The organism is Pseudomonas sp. 10-1B, from assembly GCF_000935045.1.
GTDB lineage: Bacteria > Pseudomonadota > Gammaproteobacteria > Pseudomonadales > Pseudomonadaceae > Aquipseudomonas.
Window position 1 is genome coordinate 1 of sequence record NZ_JYKS01000070.1, and the last position, 18,938, is coordinate 18,938.

At 65.1% G+C, this 18,938-nt stretch carries 21 protein-coding genes and 1 riboswitch; of the genes, 13 read left to right on the forward strand and 8 right to left on the reverse strand.

Translation table 11 applies throughout. The features are described from left to right. Window positions 1-133: 133 nt before the first annotated feature. Genes trxA through TZ03_RS26550 form a run of 3 tightly spaced genes read right to left on the reverse strand, consistent with a single transcriptional unit; the run spans window position 134 to window position 2,162 of the window. Complete coding sequence (gene trxA / locus TZ03_RS26540) at window positions 134-1,006, reverse strand: thioredoxin (protein ID WP_051101301.1); 873 nt, start codon at window positions 1,004-1,006, stop codon at window positions 134-136. Between the two features lie 31 nt (window positions 1,007-1,037). After that, the gene (locus TZ03_RS26545; RefSeq protein WP_152645548.1) at window positions 1,038-1,694 is read right to left on the reverse strand and encodes a class I SAM-dependent methyltransferase; all 657 of its coding nucleotides are present in this window, start codon (window positions 1,692-1,694) and stop codon (window positions 1,038-1,040) included. A 15-nt stretch (window positions 1,695-1,709) separates the two neighbouring features. Further along, the gene (locus TZ03_RS26550; RefSeq protein ID WP_051101303.1) at window positions 1,710-2,162 is read right to left on the reverse strand and encodes a YbaY family lipoprotein; all 453 of its coding nucleotides are present in this window, start codon (window positions 2,160-2,162) and stop codon (window positions 1,710-1,712) included. A 106-nt stretch (window positions 2,163-2,268) separates the two neighbouring features. On the opposite strand from TZ03_RS26550, the gene nrdR reads away from it, so the two are divergent. From nrdR to TZ03_RS26610, 12 genes are all read left to right on the forward strand, one after another. Further along, window positions 2,269-2,733 (forward strand): transcriptional regulator NrdR, encoded by a 465-nt coding sequence (nrdR, locus tag TZ03_RS26555; protein ID WP_003255402.1) that lies wholly within the window; start codon window positions 2,269-2,271, stop codon window positions 2,731-2,733. Between the two features lie 2 nt (window positions 2,734-2,735). Further along, the gene (gene ribD, locus TZ03_RS26560; RefSeq protein WP_051101304.1) at window positions 2,736-3,866 is read left to right on the forward strand and encodes a bifunctional diaminohydroxyphosphoribosylaminopyrimidine deaminase/5-amino-6-(5-phosphoribosylamino)uracil reductase RibD; all 1,131 of its coding nucleotides are present in this window, start codon (window positions 2,736-2,738) and stop codon (window positions 3,864-3,866) included. A 42-nt stretch (window positions 3,867-3,908) separates the two neighbouring features. After that, on the forward strand, window positions 3,909-4,574 hold the full coding sequence (locus TZ03_RS26565) for a riboflavin synthase (protein WP_003255399.1): 666 nt from the start codon (window positions 3,909-3,911) through the stop codon (window positions 4,572-4,574). Window positions 4,575-4,592: 18 nt separating this feature from the next. Then, window positions 4,593-5,684, forward strand: coding sequence for a bifunctional 3,4-dihydroxy-2-butanone-4-phosphate synthase/GTP cyclohydrolase II (gene ribBA / locus TZ03_RS26570; protein ID WP_012270288.1), 1,092 nt, complete (start codon window positions 4,593-4,595; stop codon window positions 5,682-5,684). A 92-nt stretch (window positions 5,685-5,776) separates the two neighbouring features. Then, window positions 5,777-6,253, forward strand: coding sequence for a 6,7-dimethyl-8-ribityllumazine synthase (gene ribE / locus TZ03_RS26575; RefSeq protein WP_003255395.1), 477 nt, complete (start codon window positions 5,777-5,779; stop codon window positions 6,251-6,253). Then, window positions 6,250-6,750 carry a transcription antitermination factor NusB gene (gene nusB / locus TZ03_RS26580; RefSeq protein WP_003255393.1) on the forward strand — a complete coding sequence of 167 codons (501 nt, stop codon included), beginning with the start codon at window positions 6,250-6,252 and terminating at the stop codon, window positions 6,748-6,750. Before ribE ends, nusB begins: the two co-directional genes overlap by 4 nt. Window positions 6,751-6,768: 18 nt before the next feature. Beyond that, complete coding sequence (thiL, locus tag TZ03_RS26585; RefSeq protein ID WP_051101305.1) at window positions 6,769-7,737, forward strand: thiamine-phosphate kinase; 969 nt, start codon at window positions 6,769-6,771, stop codon at window positions 7,735-7,737. Next, window positions 7,734-8,237, forward strand: coding sequence for a phosphatidylglycerophosphatase A (locus tag TZ03_RS26590; protein ID WP_004376077.1), 504 nt, complete (start codon window positions 7,734-7,736; stop codon window positions 8,235-8,237). Before thiL ends, TZ03_RS26590 begins: the two co-directional genes overlap by 4 nt. A gap of 16 nt (window positions 8,238-8,253) precedes the next feature. Then, entirely contained in the window at window positions 8,254-8,997 is a 744-nt protein-coding gene (locus TZ03_RS26595) for a substrate-binding periplasmic protein (RefSeq protein WP_051101306.1), read from the forward strand. A 267-nt stretch (window positions 8,998-9,264) separates the two neighbouring features. Next, entirely contained in the window at window positions 9,265-9,882 is a 618-nt protein-coding gene (ribA, locus tag TZ03_RS26600; RefSeq protein ID WP_051101307.1) for a GTP cyclohydrolase II, read from the forward strand. Next, a complete protein-coding gene (locus TZ03_RS26605; protein ID WP_051101308.1) occupies window positions 9,879-10,298 on the forward strand; it encodes a hypothetical protein in 420 nt (139 codons plus the stop codon). The genes ribA and TZ03_RS26605 overlap by 4 nt, the downstream gene beginning before the upstream one ends. After that, window positions 10,298-11,110: a cobalamin-binding protein gene (locus tag TZ03_RS26610; protein WP_051101309.1), complete on the forward strand. Its 813-nt coding sequence runs from the start codon at window positions 10,298-10,300 to the stop codon at window positions 11,108-11,110. Before TZ03_RS26605 ends, TZ03_RS26610 begins: the two co-directional genes overlap by 1 nt. Here the strand turns inward: TZ03_RS26610 and TZ03_RS26615 are convergent. The 5 genes from TZ03_RS26615 to ribB all read right to left on the reverse strand — a co-directional run bounded on the left by TZ03_RS26615 (window position 11,088) and on the right by ribB (window position 17,211). Further along, window positions 11,088-12,929, reverse strand: coding sequence for a TonB-dependent receptor plug domain-containing protein (locus TZ03_RS26615; RefSeq protein WP_051101310.1), 1,842 nt, complete (start codon window positions 12,927-12,929; stop codon window positions 11,088-11,090). The genes TZ03_RS26610 and TZ03_RS26615 overlap by 23 nt on opposite strands. A gap of 205 nt (window positions 12,930-13,134) precedes the next feature. Further along, window positions 13,135-15,030, reverse strand: coding sequence for a 1-deoxy-D-xylulose-5-phosphate synthase (gene dxs, locus TZ03_RS26620; protein ID WP_051101311.1), 1,896 nt, complete (start codon window positions 15,028-15,030; stop codon window positions 13,135-13,137). A 206-nt stretch (window positions 15,031-15,236) separates the two neighbouring features. Further along, on the reverse strand, window positions 15,237-16,124 hold the full coding sequence (ispA, locus tag TZ03_RS26625) for a (2E,6E)-farnesyl diphosphate synthase (RefSeq protein ID WP_051101312.1): 888 nt from the start codon (window positions 16,122-16,124) through the stop codon (window positions 15,237-15,239). After that, a complete protein-coding gene (locus tag TZ03_RS26630) occupies window positions 16,121-16,363 on the reverse strand; it encodes an exodeoxyribonuclease VII small subunit (RefSeq protein WP_003255380.1) in 243 nt (80 codons plus the stop codon). The genes ispA and TZ03_RS26630 overlap by 4 nt, the downstream gene beginning before the upstream one ends. 197 nt (window positions 16,364-16,560) lie before the next feature. Further along, on the reverse strand, window positions 16,561-17,211 hold the full coding sequence (gene ribB, locus TZ03_RS26635) for a 3,4-dihydroxy-2-butanone-4-phosphate synthase (protein WP_051101313.1): 651 nt from the start codon (window positions 17,209-17,211) through the stop codon (window positions 16,561-16,563). A gap of 80 nt (window positions 17,212-17,291) precedes the next feature. Next, window positions 17,292-17,433: riboswitch (FMN riboswitch) on the reverse strand. Window positions 17,434-17,525: 92 nt separating this feature from the next. Between ribB and TZ03_RS26640 the strand changes: the two genes are divergently transcribed. Then, a complete protein-coding gene (locus TZ03_RS26640; protein WP_051101314.1) occupies window positions 17,526-18,731 on the forward strand; it encodes an RtcB family protein in 1,206 nt (401 codons plus the stop codon). Window positions 18,732-18,938: the final 207 nt, after the last annotated feature.

An 18,938-nucleotide genomic window follows, 5' to 3' on the forward strand; every position in this document is an offset into this window, starting at 1 on the left:
GTGGGAGCAACTGTTTTGTATTGCCTGGGCTGGCCCTATCGCCGGCAAGCCAGCTCCCACAGGTACTGCACAGGGCTTGAGGCCTATGCGGTCGAGGTGGGAGCTGGCTTGCCGGCGATAGGGCCGGTACAGGTCAGAACATCGCCGCCGACAGCTTGCGACGATAAACCCCAACCAGCGGGTGATCGCCACCCAGCAACTCGAACACCTGCAGCAGCGCCTTCTGCGGCAGCCCGTTCTCGTAACCACGGTTACGCTGGAACAGCTTCAGCAAGCCTTCCAGCGCCGCTTCATATTGCTGGCGCGCCAGTTGCTGGATGCTCAGTTGGTAAGCCGCTTCATCATCTTGCGGGTTCTGCGCCAGGCGGCTTTTCAGGTCAGCCACTTCCGGCAGGCTGGCAGCCTGGCGCAGGAAGGTCAGCTGGGCCTTGGCCCCAGCCAGCGCGGCCTTGTGCTCGTCGGTCTTGACCGCATCCAGCACCACCTGGGCTTCGCCCAGCTCACCACGTTCAGCCAGGCAACGGGCATACAGGATCAGCGCCTCGGCATTGCTGTTGTCCTCGCCCAGCAACGCTTGCAGCAGCGCTTCGGCCTCGGCGAAACGGCTTTCGGCGAACAGTGCCTTGGCCTGTTCCAGCGGCGAAGCGGCAGGCGCGGCAGGCAATTGCACGTGCGGCTCGAGCATGGCACGAATCGCCGACTCGGGCTGCGCACCGGCAAACCCGTCCACCGGCTGGCCGTCCTTGAACAGCACCACGGTCGGCAGGCTGCGGATGCCGAACTGGGCAACCACCTGTTGTTCCACATCGCAGTTGATCTTGGCCAGCAGCAGCTCGCCCTGGTAACCCTCGGCGATCTTCGCCAGCAACGGCATCAGTGCCTTGCACGGCGCGCACCACTCGGCCCAGAAGTCCACCAGCACAGGCTTGTGGAAGGAGTTTTCGATCACCAACTGCTGGAAGGTGGCATCGGTGGCGTCGAAAATGTAAGGCGTGTCTTGGGTCATCGCGACTCTCGCAAACTCGTGAATAGCACCACTATAAGGTTTCGCGGCTGGCGTGGTACAGGCTGACCCGGCGGAATTCGTGCGGCTCGGCCAGGTCCGGCAGGGTCAGGGCCTCCAGCACGCCCAACTGCTGGTAGCGCGGGTGGCTGAAGTCACGTACCCGCGAGTCGGCCACCAGGGCCTGGCGGCCGCGGCCGAGGAAGGCATCCAGCAGTGGCAGGTTGGCGCGGTCGTACAGCACATCGGCGACCAGAATCAGGTCGAAGCGGTCATCTTCGGCGAAGAAATCGCTGCTGTAGCCTAGCTCCACCCCGTTCAACGCAGCATTGGCGCGGCAGGCGTCGAGGGCCAGCGGGTCGAGGTCGCAGGCCACCACTTCCAGCGCACCGGCGCGGGCGGCGGCAATGCCAGCGATGCCGGAGCCGGCGCCAAAGTCCAGCACGCGCTTGCCCGCCACCCATTCCGGGCGTTCGGCCAGGTAGCGGGCCATGGCCAGGCCGCTGGCCCAGCAGAAGCTCCAGTAGGGCGGCTCTTCGAGAATGCGCTGGGTTTCTTCGCTGCTGAAGGCGCGGTCCATGTTCTGGTCATCGATCAACCACAGTTTCAGGTCGCAGCCGGGCAGCTCGCTGACCACCAGGCGCGCTTCGCCGATCAGGCCACTGAGGGCCTGTTGCAGGGGCAATTGCAGGGCATGTGGCGCCACTTACGGCGCCTTCTCGAAGCGCAGCGGGCCGGTGGCCTGGGTCTGGGCCTGGGTAATGCGCACAGGCGGCAGGTGCATGATCAACTGGCCGGAATTGCTGGCGCGGCCGCGCAATTCGACCCGGGCCCCGGCCGGGAAGGCCTCGGGGTTGAAGCGCAAGTGGTAGGGCAGGGCCTGGCCGGTGCCGGTCAGGTTGCTGCTGGCCAGCAAGCGCTGCGGGCGGTCGCGTTCGTCGATGACCAGCAAGGCCAGCTCCACCTCGGCACCGGCCGGGATTTCCAGCAGGGTGCCGCTCAGTTCGCGCTGGTAGGCCGGCAGCGGGCCCAGTACTTCGGCCGGCTTGGCCGTGCGGGCTGGCGTGGGCGCCGGGGGGGTATCGGTCTTCGGCCTGTCGCTGCCGCAGGCGGCGAGCAGGGCGGCGCAGCACAGCACGACGAGCGCTCGGTAGTGCATGGGGTAGTCCTTCACGGGCAGATTTCCCATGGATGTTAACCCCTTTGGCTTGTCTTGCCAGTGGGATGCGCTACCATGGCCCTCCCTTTTTTTGTTGCCTGCCACCATGCACTGTCCCTTTTGCGGTGCCAACGACACCAAGGTCATCGACTCTCGCCTCGTCGCCGAGGGCGAGCAGGTGCGCCGCCGCCGCGAATGCGTAGCCTGCGGCGAGCGCTTCACCACCTTCGAAACCGCCGAACTGGTACTGCCCCGGCTGATCAAGCAGGACGGCACGCGCCAGCCTTTCGACGAAGAAAAACTGCGCGCCGGCATGCAGCGGGCACTGGAAAAACGCCCGGTCAGCGTCGAGCGCCTGGAAGCTGCGCTGGCCCACATCAAGAGCCGGCTGCGGGCTACCGGCGAGCGCGAAGTCAAATCGCTGGTGGTGGGTGAAATGGTCATGGCCGAGCTGCGCAAGCTCGATGAAGTGGCTTATATCCGCTTTGCCTCGGTCTACCGGCGCTTCCAGGACCTCGACGAGTTCCGCGAAGAAATCGACCGCCTGGCCCGCGAGCCGGCTAAAGAGTGAACATGCCCAGCCAAGCCGCCATCCTTGACGCCCACTACATGGCCCGCGCGCTGGAGCTGGCGCGCAAAGGCCTGTACAGCACCCACCCGAACCCGCGCGTAGGCTGCGTGATCGTGCGCGATGGCGAAGTGGTCGGCGAAGGCTGGCACGAGCGCGCCGGCGAGCCGCATGCCGAAGTGCATGCCCTGCGCCAGGCCGGTGAGCTGGCCCGTGGCGCCTGTGCCTACGTCACCCTGGAGCCGTGCAGCCACCATGGCCGCACGCCGCCGTGCGCCGAAGCGTTGGTCAACGCCGGTGTGGCGCGGGTGGTGGCGGCGATGCAGGACCCTAACCCGCAAGTGGCGGGGCAGGGCCTGCGACGCCTGGCCGACGCCGGTATCGAGGTGGCCAGCGGCGTGCTCGAAGCCGAGGCCCGTGCACTCAACCCGGGTTTCCTCAAGCGCATGGAACACGGCCTGCCGTTCGTCCGTGCCAAGCTGGCCATGAGCCTGGACGGCCGCACCGCCATGGCCAGTGGCGAAAGCCAGTGGATCACCGGCCCGGCCGCACGCTCTGCAGTGCAGCGCCTGCGCGCCCGCTCCAGTGTGGTGCTGACCAGCGCCACCAGCGTGCTGGCCGATAATGCGCGGATGACCGTGCGTGGCGCCGAACTGGGTCTGGATGCCGAAACCACCGCCCTGGCACTCAGCCGCACACCGCTGCGCGTACTGGTCGATGGCCGCCTGCGCCTGCCATTGGATGCGCCGTTCTTCCAGGCCGGCCCGGCCCTGGTGGTGACCGCCGCAGTTGAGGACCCGCGTTACGCCGCCGCCGGCCACGAACTGCTCAGCCTGCCGGGTGCCGGTGGCCAGGTCGACCTGCCCGCACTGTTGCAGGCCCTGGCGGCCCGTGGCGTCAACGAAATCCTGCTGGAAGCCGGCGCCGGCCTGGTTGGCGCCTTTGCCCAGCAAGGCCTGGTCGATGAGTACCAGCTGTTCGTCGCCGGCACCTTCCTCGGCTCCCAGGCCCGTCCACTGCTGGACTGGCCGCTGGCGAAGATGAGCGAAGCGCCGCGGCTGAAAATTACCGAAATGCGTGCGGTGGGCGATGACTGGCGGGTCACGGCCATCCCCCTGCCGGCGCCCGGCGTATAATGCCGGGCTTGCCCCGCGCAAACCGTTTTTGAGGAAGACCCCATGTTCACCGGCATCATCGAATCCATCGGCACCATCCGCAGCCTGACCCCCAAGGGTGGCGACGTGCGCGTCTACGTCGAAACCGGCAAGCTCGACCTGGGTGACGTCAAGCTCGGCGACAGCATCGCCGTCAACGGCGTGTGCCTGACCGCCGTCGAGCTGCCGGGCGACGGGTTCTGGGCCGACGTCAGCGTTGAGACCCTCAAGCGCACCGCCTTCATCGACCTCAAGAGCGGCAGCAAGGTCAACCTGGAAAAGGCCCTGACCCCCACCACTCGCCTGGGCGGGCACCTGGTTAGCGGCCACGTCGACGGGGTCGGCGAAATCATCTCGCGCAGCGATAACGCCCGCGCCATCCAGTTCCGCGTGCGTGCACCGAAGGAACTGGCCAAGTACATCGCCCACAAGGGTTCGATCACCGTCGACGGCACCAGCCTGACGGTCAATGAGGTCAATGGCGCCGAGTTCGAGCTGACCATTGTCCCGCACACCCTGTCCGAAACCATCATGGCCGACTACCGTGCAGGGCGTCGGGTAAACCTTGAGGTCGACCTGCTGGCCCGTTACCTGGAGCGCTTGCTGCTGGGTGACAAGGCGGCTGAGCCGAGCAAGGGCAGTGGCATTACCGAAAGCTTCCTGGCCGCCAACGGCTTCTTGAAATCCTGATTGAGAAGGGGGTGCCGAGTGGCGCTCAACAGCATCGAAGAACTGGTCGAAGACATCCGCCAGGGCAAAATGGTCATCCTCATGGATGACGAAGACCGCGAGAACGAAGGCGATATCATCATGGCAGCTGAATGCTGCCTGCCCGAGCACATCAACTTCATGGCCAAGCACGCCCGTGGCCTGATCTGCATGCCGATGACCCGCGAGCGTTGCGAAACGCTGAAGCTGCCGCTGATGGCGCCGCGCAACGGCTCGGGCTTCGGCACCAAGTTCACCGTGTCGATCGAAGCCGCCGAAGGCGTCACCACCGGCATCTCCGCCGCTGACCGCGCGCGTACCGTGCAAGCGGCCGCGGCCAAGGACGCCAAGGCCGAAGACATCGTCAGCCCCGGCCACATCTTCCCGCTGATGGCTCAGCCCGGCGGTACCCTGGCCCGCGCCGGCCACACCGAAGCTGCCTGCGACCTGGCGCGCATGGCCGGTTTCGAGCCTAGCGGCGTGATCTGCGAAGTGATGAACGACGACGGCACCATGTCGCGCCGCGCCGAACTGGAAGTGTTCGCTGCCGAGCACGGCCTGAAGATCGGCACCATCGCCGACCTGATCCACTACCGCATGATCCACGAGCGCACCGTGCAGCGCGTTTCCGAGCAGCCGGTGGAGAGCGAACTGGGCGAGTTCAACCTGGTCACCTACCGCGACGCCGTGGAAGGCGACGTGCACATGGCCCTGACCCTGGGCAAGATCTGCGCCGAAGAGCCGACCTTGGTGCGTGTGCACAACATGGACCCGCTGCGCGACCTGCTGTTGGTCAAGCAACCGGGCCGTTGGAGCCTGCGCGCCGCCATGGCCGCCGTGGCCGAGGCCGGCAGCGGCGTGGTCTTGCTGCTGGGCCACCCGCTGGACGGCGACGTGCTGCTGGCGCACATCCGCGAAAGCGCGGGCGATGCTCCGACCAAGGCTCCTACCACCTACAGCACCGTAGGTGCCGGTTCGCAGATCCTGCGTGACCTCGGTGTGCGCAAGATGCGCCTGATGAGTTCACCGATGAAGTTCAACGCGATATCCGGATTCGATCTGGAAGTTGTAGAATACGTGCCCTCCGAGTGACTTGAGGCGGCAGTGACGCCCTCCAGCTCGAGTCCATACCCCTGTCGAGGCCGCCAGCATGCGGCCTCGCTCTTGAAGATGAGAATATCGGAATGACCCTGAAGACCATCGAAGGTACCTTCATCGCCCCCAAAGGTCGCTATGCTTTGGTGGTTGGCCGCTTCAACAGCTTCGTCGTCGAAAGCCTGGTAAGCGGTGCCGTTGATGCCCTGGTACGCCACGGTGTCAGCGAAAGCGACATCACCATCATCCGTGCCCCGGGTGCATTCGAAATCCCGCTGGTGGCACAGAAGGTCGCCCAGCAAGGCGCCTACGACGCGATCATCGCCCTGGGCGCGGTGATTCGTGGTGGTACCCCGCACTTCGAATACGTGGCGGGCGAATGCACCAAGGGCCTGGCCCAGGTGTCCATGGAGTTCGGTGTTCCGGTGGCCTTCGGCGTACTGACCGTCGATTCCATCGAACAGGCCATCGAACGTTCCGGCACCAAGGCCGGCAACAAAGGTGCTGAAGCTGCCCTGTCCGCTCTGGAAATGGTCAGCCTGCTGGCGCAGTTGGAGGCCAAGTGATTAGCGACGAAAGCGATCGTTTCAACCCGCGCGATCCAAAACCTGCGGATGCCGGCAAGCCGTCGAAGAGCGCCAAGCGCCGCGAAGCCCGCAAGCTCGCGACTCAGGCCCTCTACCAGTGGCACATGGCCCAGCATTCGTTGAACGAGATCGAAGCGCAATTCCGGGTCGATAACGATTTCACCGATGTCGACGGTGCCTATTTCCGCGAGATCCTGCATGGGGTCCCGGCAATCAAGGGCGAAATCGACAAGGCGCTGGTGCCGTGCATGACCATCGCACTGGAAGAGCTCGACCCGGTCGAGCTGGCCGTGCTGCGCCTGTCCACCTGGGAGCTGATCAAACGCGTCGACGTACCGTACCGCGTAGTGATCAACGAAGGCGTGGAACTGGCCAAGGTCTTCGGCGCCACCGACGGCCACAAGTTCGTCAACGGCGTGCTGGACAAGCTTGCCCCGGCCCTGCGTGAAGCAGAAGTCAAGGCGAACAAGCGCTGATCCTGGCGCTGCCTGCCCATGGGTGAATTCGAGCTGATCAACCATTACTTCGCCGCCGCGCCCTGTGCGCAGGGCGGCGAGGGCGTGGCGCTGGGTATCGGCGACGACTGCGCCCTGCTGGAACTTCCCCCTGGCGAGCAACTGGCGGTGTCGACCGACACCCTGGTCGCCGGCGTGCATTTTCCCACTGTTTGCGACCCGCTGCTGCTCGGCCAGCGTTCGTTGGCCGTGGCTGCCAGTGACCTGGCAGCGATGGGCGCGAACGCCATCGGCTTTACCCTTGCCCTGACCCTGCCTGACGTTGGCCCTGACTGGCTGGCGGCTTATGCCGAAGGCCTCAGCCGCATGGCCCAGCGCTGCCGCATGAGTCTGATCGGCGGGGATACCACCCGTGGCCCGCTGAGCATCACCGTGACCGTATTCGGCCGCGTGCCGGTTGGCCAGGCCCTGCGCCGCAGCGGTGCACGGCCAGGCGACTTGCTGTGTGTCGGCGGTTCGCTGGGCAAGGCTGCCGGTGCCTTGCCGCTGGTGCTGGGTGAGCGCGAAGCGCCTGCCGAGCAGGCCGAGCCGTTGCTGGCCCATTACTGGTCACCGATGCCGCAGCTTACCCTCGGGGCGTTGCTGCGTGGCAAGGCCACGGCGGCGCTGGACATCTCCGACGGCCTGCTCGCAGATTGCGGGCATATCGCCAAGGCGTCCGGCGTGGCGCTGGAGGTGAACCTGGCGCAGGTGCCAGTGTCTCCTGCTGTAGAAGCGTTCCTCGGTCGCGCGGCGGCGCTGCAGGCAGCACTGGCCGGTGGCGACGATTATGTGCTGGCCTTCACCCTGCCGCCTGAGGCGCTGGCGCCCCTGGCGGACCTCGGTTTCATCGAGGTGCATACCATCGGCCGTGTGCTCGAAGGGCAGGGCGTGACCTTGCGCGACGCGCAGGGCCAGGACATCACCCCCGCCCAGCGGGGCTATCAACACTTTAGGGAGACACCGTGACCGATCACCCCAACCAGGTGCCTGCGGAGTTCGTTCCGCCCTCGGTCTGGCGCAACCCGTGGCACTTCATCGCCTTTGGCTTCGGTTCCGGCACCTTACCCAAGGCCCCGGGCACCTGGGGCTCGCTGGTAGCCATACCGTTCATCCCGCTGTGGCAGATGCTGCCCGACTGGGGCTACTGGCTATTGCTCGGTGTGAGCATGCTGTTCGGCTTCTGGCTGTGCGGAAAAGTCGCCAATGACTTGCGCGTGCACGATCATGAAGGCATTGTCTGGGACGAGATCGTCGGCATGTGGATCACCCTCTGGCTGGTGCCGGAAGGCTGGCAGTGGCTGCTGGCAGGGTTCCTGATGTTCCGCTTCTTCGACATCCTCAAGCCATGGCCGATCCGCTGGGTGGACCGACATGTGCACGGGGGCGTCGGCATCATGCTCGACGATATCCTGGCCGGCGTGTTTGCCTGGCTGGGCATGCAGGTTCTGGTGTGGGCGGTTGCCTGAAACAGGGAGCGCGTGAATGGCCATAAGGACTGTGCTGCTGGCAATGCTGCTGAGTGTTGCCCCGTGGGTGATGGCTGCCGAAGGCTTGCCGAAGCAGATCCATCTGGTCAGCGAAGAGTGGCTCGACTACACCAACGCCGACGGTACTGGGGTGGCCTGGGACGTGCTGCGCAAGGTGTTCGAGCCGGCCGGGGTCAAGGTGGTGGCCCAGAGCGCGCCCTACAGCCGTGCGGTCGGGCTGGTCAAGCGCGGCGAGGCTGATGCCTGGGTGGGCTCGTACAAGGAAGAGAACGACGACAACCTGTACCCGCGCTGGCACTTCGATATGGACCATATCTACGCCCTGGGGCTGGCCAGCAAGCCTGTGCCTACCCTGGAGACCGTCGGCAAGTACCGTCTGGCCTGGGTGCGCGGCTACGACTATGGCAGCTACCTGCCGAATGTGCATGAGTTCCGTGAAATCCAGCGTCGTGAGGGCATCTTGCCGATGCTTGAGCATGATCGTGTGGACTTCTACATCGATGCACTGACCGAGGTCGACTACGTGCTCGGCCAGGCTGCCCAGCCCGAGCGCTTCCGCCGCACCCATGTGACCGAACTGCCGCTGTACCTGGCCTTCGCCCGCAACGCCCAAGCCGAGGCCCTGCGCGATTTGTTCGACAAGCGCATGGCCGAGCTGGTGCGCAGCGGTGAGCTTCAGCCGATCTTCGAGCACTGGCAGCAGCCGTATCCGTTCAGCCCGGATAGCCAGCCGCATTAAGCAACTCGTTTCATGACTTGACGCCGACCCTGTGGGAGCGGGCGTGCCCGCGAAGAATCCACCGCGGTGTATGGCACCGGCTACGCCGGTGTTCGCGGGCACGCCCGCTCCCACAAGGGTTCGAACAAGGGCTCAGGATCGAGCAATCATCTCTGCTAAGCATCGAACTTTTCGATCTTACCCCACGGTATTCAGCCAGCCCACAGCCCCCAACCTGCTGATACAATCGGCCCACGAGAAATTTTCAACTTATTCCAGGAGCACAACGTGCCCGTCGTCTTTGTTGCCGCCTCTAAACTCCCGACTCCCTTCGCGACCTTCACCATGCATGGCTTTCTCGACGAAGCCACTGGCCGTGAGCACGTGGTGCTCAGCCTGGGTGACATCGCGGACGGCGAGCCGGTGCTGGGGCGCCTGCACTCCGAGTGCCTGACCGGCGATGCCCTGTTCAGCCAGCGCTGTGACTGCGGCTCGCAGCTGGAAGCCGCGCTACAGGCCATCGCCCGCGAAGGCCGTGGCGTGCTCCTGTACCTGCGCCAGGAAGGCCGCGGCATCGGCTTGCTGAACAAGATCCGCGCCTACGAGCTGCAGGACGGTGGCGCCGACACCGTCGAAGCCAACGAGCGCCTGGGCTTTGCCGCCGACCAGCGTGACTACGCCATGTGCCTGCCGATGCTGGAGCACCTGGGGGTGAAGTCGCTGCGTCTGATGACCAACAACCCGCGCAAGGTCAAAGCCCTGACCGACATGAACATCGTTGTCGCCGAGCGCGTACCGCTGCACACCGGGCATAACCCGCACAACCGCTACTACCTGGCGACCAAGGCCGGTAAGCTCGGCCACATGCTGGGCAACGAACACCAGGGCGAGGTGCCCCAGGCGTGACCCGCGCCGAGGTCAAGCGGCGCCTGGCGCTGGCCTGGTGGCAGTACCTGGCGGTGGGCCTGGTGCCGCTGCCAGTCATGGCCTGGGCCTTCGGTGGTGGCGATGCGCTGATCCCGGTGCTGGCCATGCCGTTGTTCATCGCCGGCGCGGCGACCATGTTCCTCAGCCTGCCGCGCTTCGGCGCCTACAAGCGCGCGCTCATCGCCACTTCCAAGGTGCTGGGCAGCGACGAAGAGCCTGCCGCCTGGATCGAACTGGCGCAGGTACGGCGCATGGCCATGCTGTATGCCTGCTTTCCGGCCTGGGTCGCGGCGCTGTCGGTGCTGGTCGGCCTGGAGGCGGTGCCGCAGATCCTGCTGGCGTTGTCCACCGTGGTGGTGCTGTACCTCTATCGCATTCCGCGCCAGCTCGGCTGATGCGCCTGCTGCCTGGCCTGCTGGCGCTGTTCGCCTGCGCCGCACTGGCCGACGAACCGCTGCGGGTCGTCAGCCTGGCGCCATCGATGAGCGAAATCATGCTCGAACTGCAGGCCGACGACCTGCTGGTGGGCGTGCTCGACGGTGGCGAACGGCCGGTGGCGCTGCGCGACCTGCCCTCGGTGGGGCGCCAGGGGCAGTTGGACATGGAGCGCCTGCTCAGCCTGCGCCCCGACCTGTTGCTGCTGTGGCCAGGCAGCGTACCGCCCGCCCAGCGTGACCAGCTCAAGCGCCTGGGCATCGCCACCTTCAGCGCCGAACCCCATGACATCGACCAGTTGATCGAGCAGATCGAAGCCATTGCCGCGCGTATCGGTCGTGCCGAGCAAGGCCATCGGTATGCCCAGGCCTTGCGTGAGCGGTTGCGGCAGCTGCGCCAGCAGTATCGGCGTGACGAGCCTTTGCAGGTGTTCTACCAGGTGTGGGATCGGCCGCTGTACACCCTTGGTGGCCGCCAGGTGGTAAGCGATGCCCTGGCCGTGTGCGGGGCGCGCAATGTCTTCGCCGACCTCGATCAACCGGCGCCGCAAGTGAATGTGGAATCCGTGCTGCTGCGCAATCCGCAGGTCATTCTGGCTGGCGATCAGGCGCAACTGGCCAGCTGGAAGGCTTGGCCGCAAATCCGTGCGGTTGCCGATGATCGTCTGCTGGTGGTGCCCGACAAAGGCCTGGAGCGGCCCAGCGGGCAGATGATCGAAGCCACCGCCCGCTTGTGCGCGCTGCTGGCGGCTAGAGCGCCGGCGTCCAGGTGACGCTGAACAGCAGGGTGCGGCCTTCTTCGCGGTAGCCGAAGTTATTGCCCAAGTAGTTGTAATGGGTGCGGCTGTACTGCTTGTCCAGCAGGTTATCCAGTTTCAGGGCCAGTGTTAGCTCGCGGCTCGCCATCCAGCTTCCACGCAAGCCTAACGTGCCATAGCCACTGATTGGGTCAGTATTGGCTTCGTCGTTGTAGCTGCTGCTGGCTGTCTGCCAGGTAGCGCCAACTGTAAATCGGTTGAACTGACGGTCGATATCCAGGTTCAAGGTGCGTCGCGCCCGGCGAGACAGGGTATGGCCGTTCTCCCGGTTGCGTGGGTCGATCAGTGCCAGGCCCAGTTGCGACGTCCAGCCATTCCACTCCTGGCTTAGCGCCATTTCAAAGCCGTTGATGCGGGCAGCGCCGACGTTCTCAGGTTGAGTGCTGTATTCAATCGCGTCACGCAGGTCGGTGCGGTACAGCGAGGTTTCAAGTCTGCTGCTCTCGCTCAGTTGGCTGCGCCATTGCAGCTCATAGCTTTTGGAGTGTTCGGGCTTGAGCCCTGGATTGTTGTAGCCAGGGAAGTAAAGGTCGTTGAAGGTGGGCGCGCGGAAACCTTCGCTGTACGACAGCAACACATCGTTGGCATCGTTTAGTGGTACGGTCAGGCTACCGCTCCAGGTGGTCTGCCCACCGAACTGCTGATTCTTGTCGTGACGCAGCCCCAGTTCCGTGGAGAAGTGTTCGCTATGGAAGCGATGTTGGACAAACACTGCCTGATTCCAACGGCTGTCCTTGGTGAAGTCTTCACCCGCATGGACGCGGTCTTCGTACCAGTCGCTACCCAGTAGCAGGCTGTTGCGTTCATTCAGAGCCAGGTTGTTTTGCCAACTGGCTTGGTCGCGGTAAGTAATGAAAGGGGAGCTTGAGTGGCTGAGCTTGTCTCGGCTGTCGTCGCGGTTTTCGCTGTGTGCCAGTTCCAACCGTGTGTTCCACTGCTCGGTTAACTGGGCATCTACATAGCTGCCGATACTGCTGACGGCAAAGTTCGAATAAGGCACTTGCGGGCTAGAGCCGCGCGGCTCGTCAAATTCGCTGCGGCCACGGCTGTCGAGCAGGTTCAGGCCGGCTTCGAAGCGTTCGCCAAAGGTGTGGCTGAGGCTCAGGTTGAACGCCTTGTTACGGTAGGCGTCGTGGTCGCCATCGCTGTTGAACGACGGCCCGGTGGCATCGATACCGGCAGTTTCATCCAGGCTGGCACCGAGGTTGAAGCGGGTCGCGCCATTGCCGCCAGAAAGCCCCAGGCTGCGCTGGAAGGTCTGGTTGCTGCCGGCGGCCAGGCGCAGGCGTGGCTGCAGGCCAGGGCCGCTGCTGCGCCGGGTGAAGATCTGGATCACCCCGCCGATGGCATCGCTGCCGTACACCGCCGAGCGCGAGCCACGCAGCACTTCAACTCGTTCGATCTGGTCGACGTCGAGAAACTGCAGGCCGCTGTCGCCCGAGGTGGCATTGGCTATGCGCACGCCGTCGACCAACACCAGGCTTTGTGCGGCCTTGGTGCCGCGGATGAAGATGCCTGGCAGGCTGCCACGGCCGCCGGTGGGTGCCACTTGCACGCCGGGCACGCGGGTGAGCAGGTCAGTGACGCTGCTGGGTTGCAGGCGGTCGATGTCGGCGCGGGTGAAGACGGTGTTGGCGGCGCTGGTGGCGGTGCGCGATTCGACCTGGCGGCTGGCGCTGATCAATACATCGGGGAGTTTGAGGGCGTCGTCGCGTTCGGCGGCCAGTAGCGGCAGGGGCAGGCAGAGCAGTGTGGCAAAGGTTGGGGCTTTCATCAGGGCTTCCAAAGCAATCGCCGGCAAGCCAGCTCCCACAGGATCTCCACTGGCCTAAGCCCTGTGCAGTTCCTGTGGGGCAGGATTGCCACTGACTTGAGGCCTGTGGGGCTCCTGTGGGGCAGGATTGCCACTGACTTGAGGTCTGTGGGATTCCTGTGGGAGCTGGCTTGCCGGCGATGGGCCGCAAAGCGGCCCCAAAAAATTACAGGCCGAGCTTGGCCATGCGGGCTTTCACCGAAGCCTCGATGCCAGCCGCATCCAGCCCGCACTCGGCCAGCATCTGCGCCGGCTTGGCATGCTCGACATAGATATCTGGCAGCCCCAGGTGCAACAGCGGCTTGAGCACGGCTTCATTGGCCAGGAACTCACCCACCGCAGCACCCGCACCGCCCATGATGGCGTTCTCTTCGATGGTCACCAGCAACTCATGGCTGCCAGCCAACTCCAGCACCAGCGCTTCGTCCAGCGGCTTGACGAAGCGCATGTCGACTACCGTGGCGTTGATCTGCTCAGCCACCTGCATGGCCTCGGCCAGTTGCACGCCGAACACCAGCAGGGCGACTTTCTCGCCCTGGCGGCGGACCACGCCCTTACCGATTTCCAGTGGCTGCAGGTCACCGCTGATCGGCGCATTCGGGCCGGTACCACGCGGGTAGCGCACCGCTGCCGGGCCGTTGTACAGGTGGCCGGTGCTAAGCATCTTGCGCAGCTCGTTCTCGTCGCTCGGGGTCATTACCAGCATGCCCGGGATGCAACGCAGGTACGACAGGTCGTAGCTGCCCGCATGGGTCGGGCCGTCTTCGCCGACCAGGCCGGCGCGGTCGATGGCGAACAGCACGTCGAGGTTCTGCACCGCCACATCGTGGATCAACTGGTCGTAGGCACGCTGCAGGAAGGTAGAGTAGATCGCCACCACCGGCTTGCTGCCCTCGCAGGCCATGCCGGCCGCCAGGGTCACGGCGTGCTGTTCGGCGATCGCCACGTCGAAGTAACGCTCCGGGTAGCGCTCGCTGAAATCGACCAGATCCGAGCCTTCCTTCATCGCCGGGGTAATGCCCACCAGGCGGTTGTCGGCTGCGGCCATGTCGCACAGCCACTGGCCGAACACTGCGGAATACTTGGGGCCGCTGGCCTTCTTCGGGGCCGCGGGTTTGTCGGCCGGCTCCAGCTTGGTGATGGCGTGGTAGCCGATCGGGTCGATCTCGGCCGGGGCGAAGCCCTTGCCCTTCTTGGTCACCACGTGCAGGAACTGCGGGCCCTTGAGGTCGCGCATGTTGCGCAGGGTGGCGATCATGGTCGGCAGGTCGTGGCCGTCGATCGGGCCGATGTAGTTCCAGCCCAGCTCTTCGAACAACGTGCCCGGCACCAGCATGCCTTTGGCGTATTCCTCGGTGCGGCGGGCGATTTCCCAGGCACCGGGCAGGCGCGACAGCACTTTCTTGCTGCCTTCGCGCATGCTCGCGTAGGTGCGGCTGGAGAGGATCTTGGCCAGGTAGTTGGACAGGCCGCCGACATTGCGCGAAATCGACATGTCGTTGTCGTTGAGGATCACCAGCATGTCGGCGTTGACTTCCTGGGCGTGGTTCAACGCCTCGAAGGCCATGCCGGCGGTCAGTGCGCCATCACCGATCACCGCGATCGACTTGCGTGCGCTGTTCTGCAGGCGAGCGGCAATGGCCATGCCCAGGGCGGCGCTGATCGAGGTGCTGGAGTGGCCGACGCCGAAGGTGTCGTACTCGCTCTCGCTGCGGCGCGGGAAGGCGGCGATACCGTCCTTCTGACGCAGGCTGAGCATGCGGTTGCGGCGCCCGGTGAGGATCTTGTGCGGATAGGCCTGGTGGCCCACGTCCCACACCAGACGGTCATCCGGGGTGTCGAACACGTAGTGCAGGGCGATGGTCAGCTCGATCACGCCCAGGCCGGCACCAAAGTGCCCACCGGTTTGCCCAACGGTATAGAGCAGTTCCTGGCGCAGTTCGTCGGCCAGGGTCTCCAGGTCGGCTTCGGCCAGCCGGCGCAGGCCGGCAGGCGTGTCAGCGCGGTCGAGCAACGGCGTGACCGGGCGTTCGCGGGGGATCTCTTGAAACGTCGTGGGCATCAGGCGAGTCGTTATAGGTGTGTGAAGACGCGGCAGTTTACCCCATTGTAGGAAAAGCTGCCCATTCAGACGGGTGTCGCATGGGGCTGCTGTGCAGCCCTTCGCGGGCAAGCCCGCTCCCACAGGTTTTCGTAGGGCCCAAGGCTTGTGAGGTCCCTGTGGGAGCTGGCTTGCCGGCGAAGGGCCGCACAGCGGCCCCAATCAAATCAGTTGCGGCGTTCGACGATGTAGCGCGCCAGCGCCCGCAGCGGTTCGGCCTTTTCGCCGAACCCATCCAGTGCGACCAGCGCCTGGTCGCGCAGTTCGATCGCATAGGCCTTGGCCGCTTCCAAGCCCAGCAAGGCCGGGTAGGTCGGTTTGTCACGAGCTATGTCAGCGCCCTGGCGTTTGCCCAAGGTGGCGGTGTCGCTTTCCACGTCGAGGATATCGTCCTGCACCTGGAATGCCAGGCCGATGGCCTGTGCATAAGTCTGCAGGGCATCCAGCTGTGCCTGTTCGGCACGTGCACTGGCCAGGGCGCCAAGGCGCACGCTGGCTTCGATCAGCGCGCCGGTCTTGTGCCGGTGCATGAACTCCAGCGCTTGCTGGTCCAGCTTCAGGCCCACCGAGCCCAGGTCGATGGCCTGGCCGCCGACCATGCCCGCCGGGCCGGCAGCCTTGGCCAGGGCCTGGACCATGGCCAGGCGGATGCTATCGGCCTGCGGGCTCAGGCGTGGGTCGAGCAGGGCGCTGAAGGCCAGGCTCTGCAAGCCGTCGCCGGCGAGGATGGCGCAGGCTTCATCGAACGCTTTGTGGGTGGTTGGCTGGCCGCGGCGCAGGTCGTCATCGTCCATGGCCGGCAGGTCGTCATGCACCAGCGAGTAGGCGTGGATCAGCTCGACCGCACAGGCCGCGCCGTTGGCCTGCTCGGCGGGGGCGCCCAAGGCTTCGCAGGCCGCGTAGGCCAGCAACGGGCGTACACGCTTGCCGCCGTTCATCACGCTGTAGCGCATGGCGGCGTAAAGGCGTTCCAGCTCTTTGGAAGGGGCGATGAACAGCGCTTCGAGGGCGGCGTCGACCCGCACCTGGCAGCTGGCCTGGTAAGTGCCGATCATGCTTCCGGCTCCGCGTCGAACGGCTGGGCAGCCAGTTCGCCATCGCGCTCCAGCAGGATTTGCACCTTCTGCTCGGCCTGGGCCAGGGCGCCCTGGCAATCACGGGTCAGGGCGATGCCTTGCTCGAAGGCGGCCAGCGACTCTTCCAGCGACAACTCGCCGTTCTCCAGGCGCTCGACCAGTGCTTGCAGGTCTGCGAGGGATTGCTCGAAATCGAGGGAGGCTTTTTTGCGGGCCATGGCGACTGTCTCGGTGGCATTCAGAACGGCGCGACACTAGCAGAGCGGGGCGGGGGGAGCAAACTTCAGGGGGCAATATGGTGGGTTTCAAGGGCCCTTTCGCGGGCTTGCCCGCTCCCACAGGTACATCACAGTCTTCAAGACCTGTGATGTACCTGTGGGAGCGGGCAAGCCCGCGAATGGCCCAAGGTGCCCTATCAGGCTGGCTCGGCTTCCAGCTCCAGCATGGCCTCACGGTACCGCGCCAGTTCCTCGATGGTCAGCACCGGCAGGTTGTACTGCCGCGCATACACCGCCACCTGCTCGCCACGGGCCATGCTGCCATCGGGGTTCATCAGCTCGCACAGCACCGCCGCCGGGCGCAGGCCGGCCAGGCGCGCCAGGTCTACCGAACCTTCGGTGTGCCCACGGCGGGTCAGCACCCCGCCATTGCGCGCGCGCAGCGGGAACACATGCCCCGGGCTGACGATATGGCGCTGTTCGGCCGTGGAACGCAGTGCCGCGCCAATGGTGGTGATACGGTCCTGGGCGGAAACGCCGGTGGTAATCCCTTCTGCCGCCTCGATGGTGACGGTGAAACCCGTGCCATGGCGGGCCTGGTTGTTCTGCACCATCGGTGCCAGTTGCAGTGCGTCGACGGTGGCCTCGTCCAGGCACAGGCACACGATACCGCTACAGTCGCGAATCATCATGGCCATGGTCTGCAGCGAGATGTTCTCGGCCGCGGCAATGATGTCGGCTTCGTCCTCGCGGTCGTCATCGTCGAGCAGCAGCACAGGGCGCCCGGCCTGGAAGGCGGCGATGGCGGCGTTGACATTGGGGAATTGCGGGTAGTGCTTGGTGGACATGAAACGCTCCTCGTGAATGATCGATGAACGTCTCGGGGCGAACAAAATGCGCGCGCAAGGGCGCCCGGATGGCCCCTGCCTGACGCCTTCTTTCATCCGGACTATGACCGTCGGCTCTGGAGTTGCACCAGATCTGCTGACCCCCGGCATGGCCGGGGCGCTCGCGGGCTCATCTTTCGATTTACCGCCGGTGGGGACTTTCACCCCGCCCTGAAGACCGGCCAAGCATACAGCACAGAGCCACCCCTCTGGCAACCCGCGGCTCTACGACCTTTGGCGGTATCATGCAGGCATGGCATTTCAGGAACAGCCCCATGGATATTCTCCAGGTTGCCGGCGGCAAGCCGGTCAAGTTGTGGACCGATGGCGTGCCGGTCGAAGACGAGGCCCGCAAGCAACTGCTGAACACGGCCAGGATGCCGTTCATCTTCAAGCACCTGGCGGTGATGCCGGACGTGCACCTGGGCAAGGGTTCGACCATCGGCAGCGTGATCCCCACCGTCGGCGCGATCATCCCGGCAGCGGTCGGTGTGGACATCGGCTGCGGCATGATCGCCGCACGCACATCGCTGCACGCCCGCGACCTGCCGGGCAACCTGCACGGGCTGCGCAGCGCCATCGAGCAGGCGGTGCCGCATGGCAAGACCTTCGGCAAACGCGACCAGGGCGCCTGGACCGATGTGCCGGCCAGGGCGGACAAGGCCTGGGGCCCGCTGGCCGGGCGCTTCAAGGCCATCACCGAAAAGTACCCGCGGCTGGAGAAGACCAATAACCGCCATCACCTGGGCACGCTGGGCGGTGGCAACCACTTCATCGAGGTGTGCCTGGATGAGTCCGACCGCGTCTGGTTCATGCTGCACAGCGGCTCCCGGGGTGTGGGCAATGCCATTGGCAACCTGTTCATCGAACTGGCCCAGGCCGACATGCGCCAGCACCTGGCCAACCTGCCGGACAAGGACCTGGCGTATTTCGAGGAAGGCAGCCGCCATTTCGCCGACTACGTCGAAGCCGTGGAATGGGCGCAGGACTACGCCCGGCAGAACCGCGAGCTGATGATGCTGGCGGTGGTCGGTGCGGCTCGCAAGGCGCTGGGCAAACCGTTCGAGGCCAGCCTGGAAGCGGTGAACTGCCACCACAACTATGTGCAGCGCGAGCAGCATTTCGGCCGCGAGGTGCTGGTGACGCGCAAGGGCGCGGTGTCGGCGCAGAAGGGGCAACTGGGCATCATTCCCGGCTCCATGGGCGCGAAGAGCTTCATCGTACGCGGGCTGGGCAATGAGGAATCGTTCTGCTCCTGCAGCCATGGCGCAGGCCGGGTGATGAGCCGGACCAAGGCCAAGAACCGTTTCAGCGTGGAAGACCAGCGGCGGGCTACGGCGCATGTGGAATGCCGCAAGGACAAGGAGGTGATCGACGAGATCCCGATGGCCTACAAGGACATCGATGCGGTGATGCGCGCGCAGCGGGAGCTGGTGGAGGTGGTGCACACATTGCGGCAGGTGGTGTGTGTAAAAGGCTGACAGCTGGGCTGCCTGTGCCGCCCCTTTCGCGGGTAAACCCGCTCCCACTTCGACCGCATAGGCCTCAACCTCTGTGCAGTACCTGTGGGAGCTGGCTTGCCGGCGATGAGGCCCAGGCAATACAAGACAGTTGCTCCCACAGGTTGGACTGCCCCCAAAAAGTTGGACAGTTTAAGCTGCCGCCTGGGTCCTGTATTCGACAGGGCT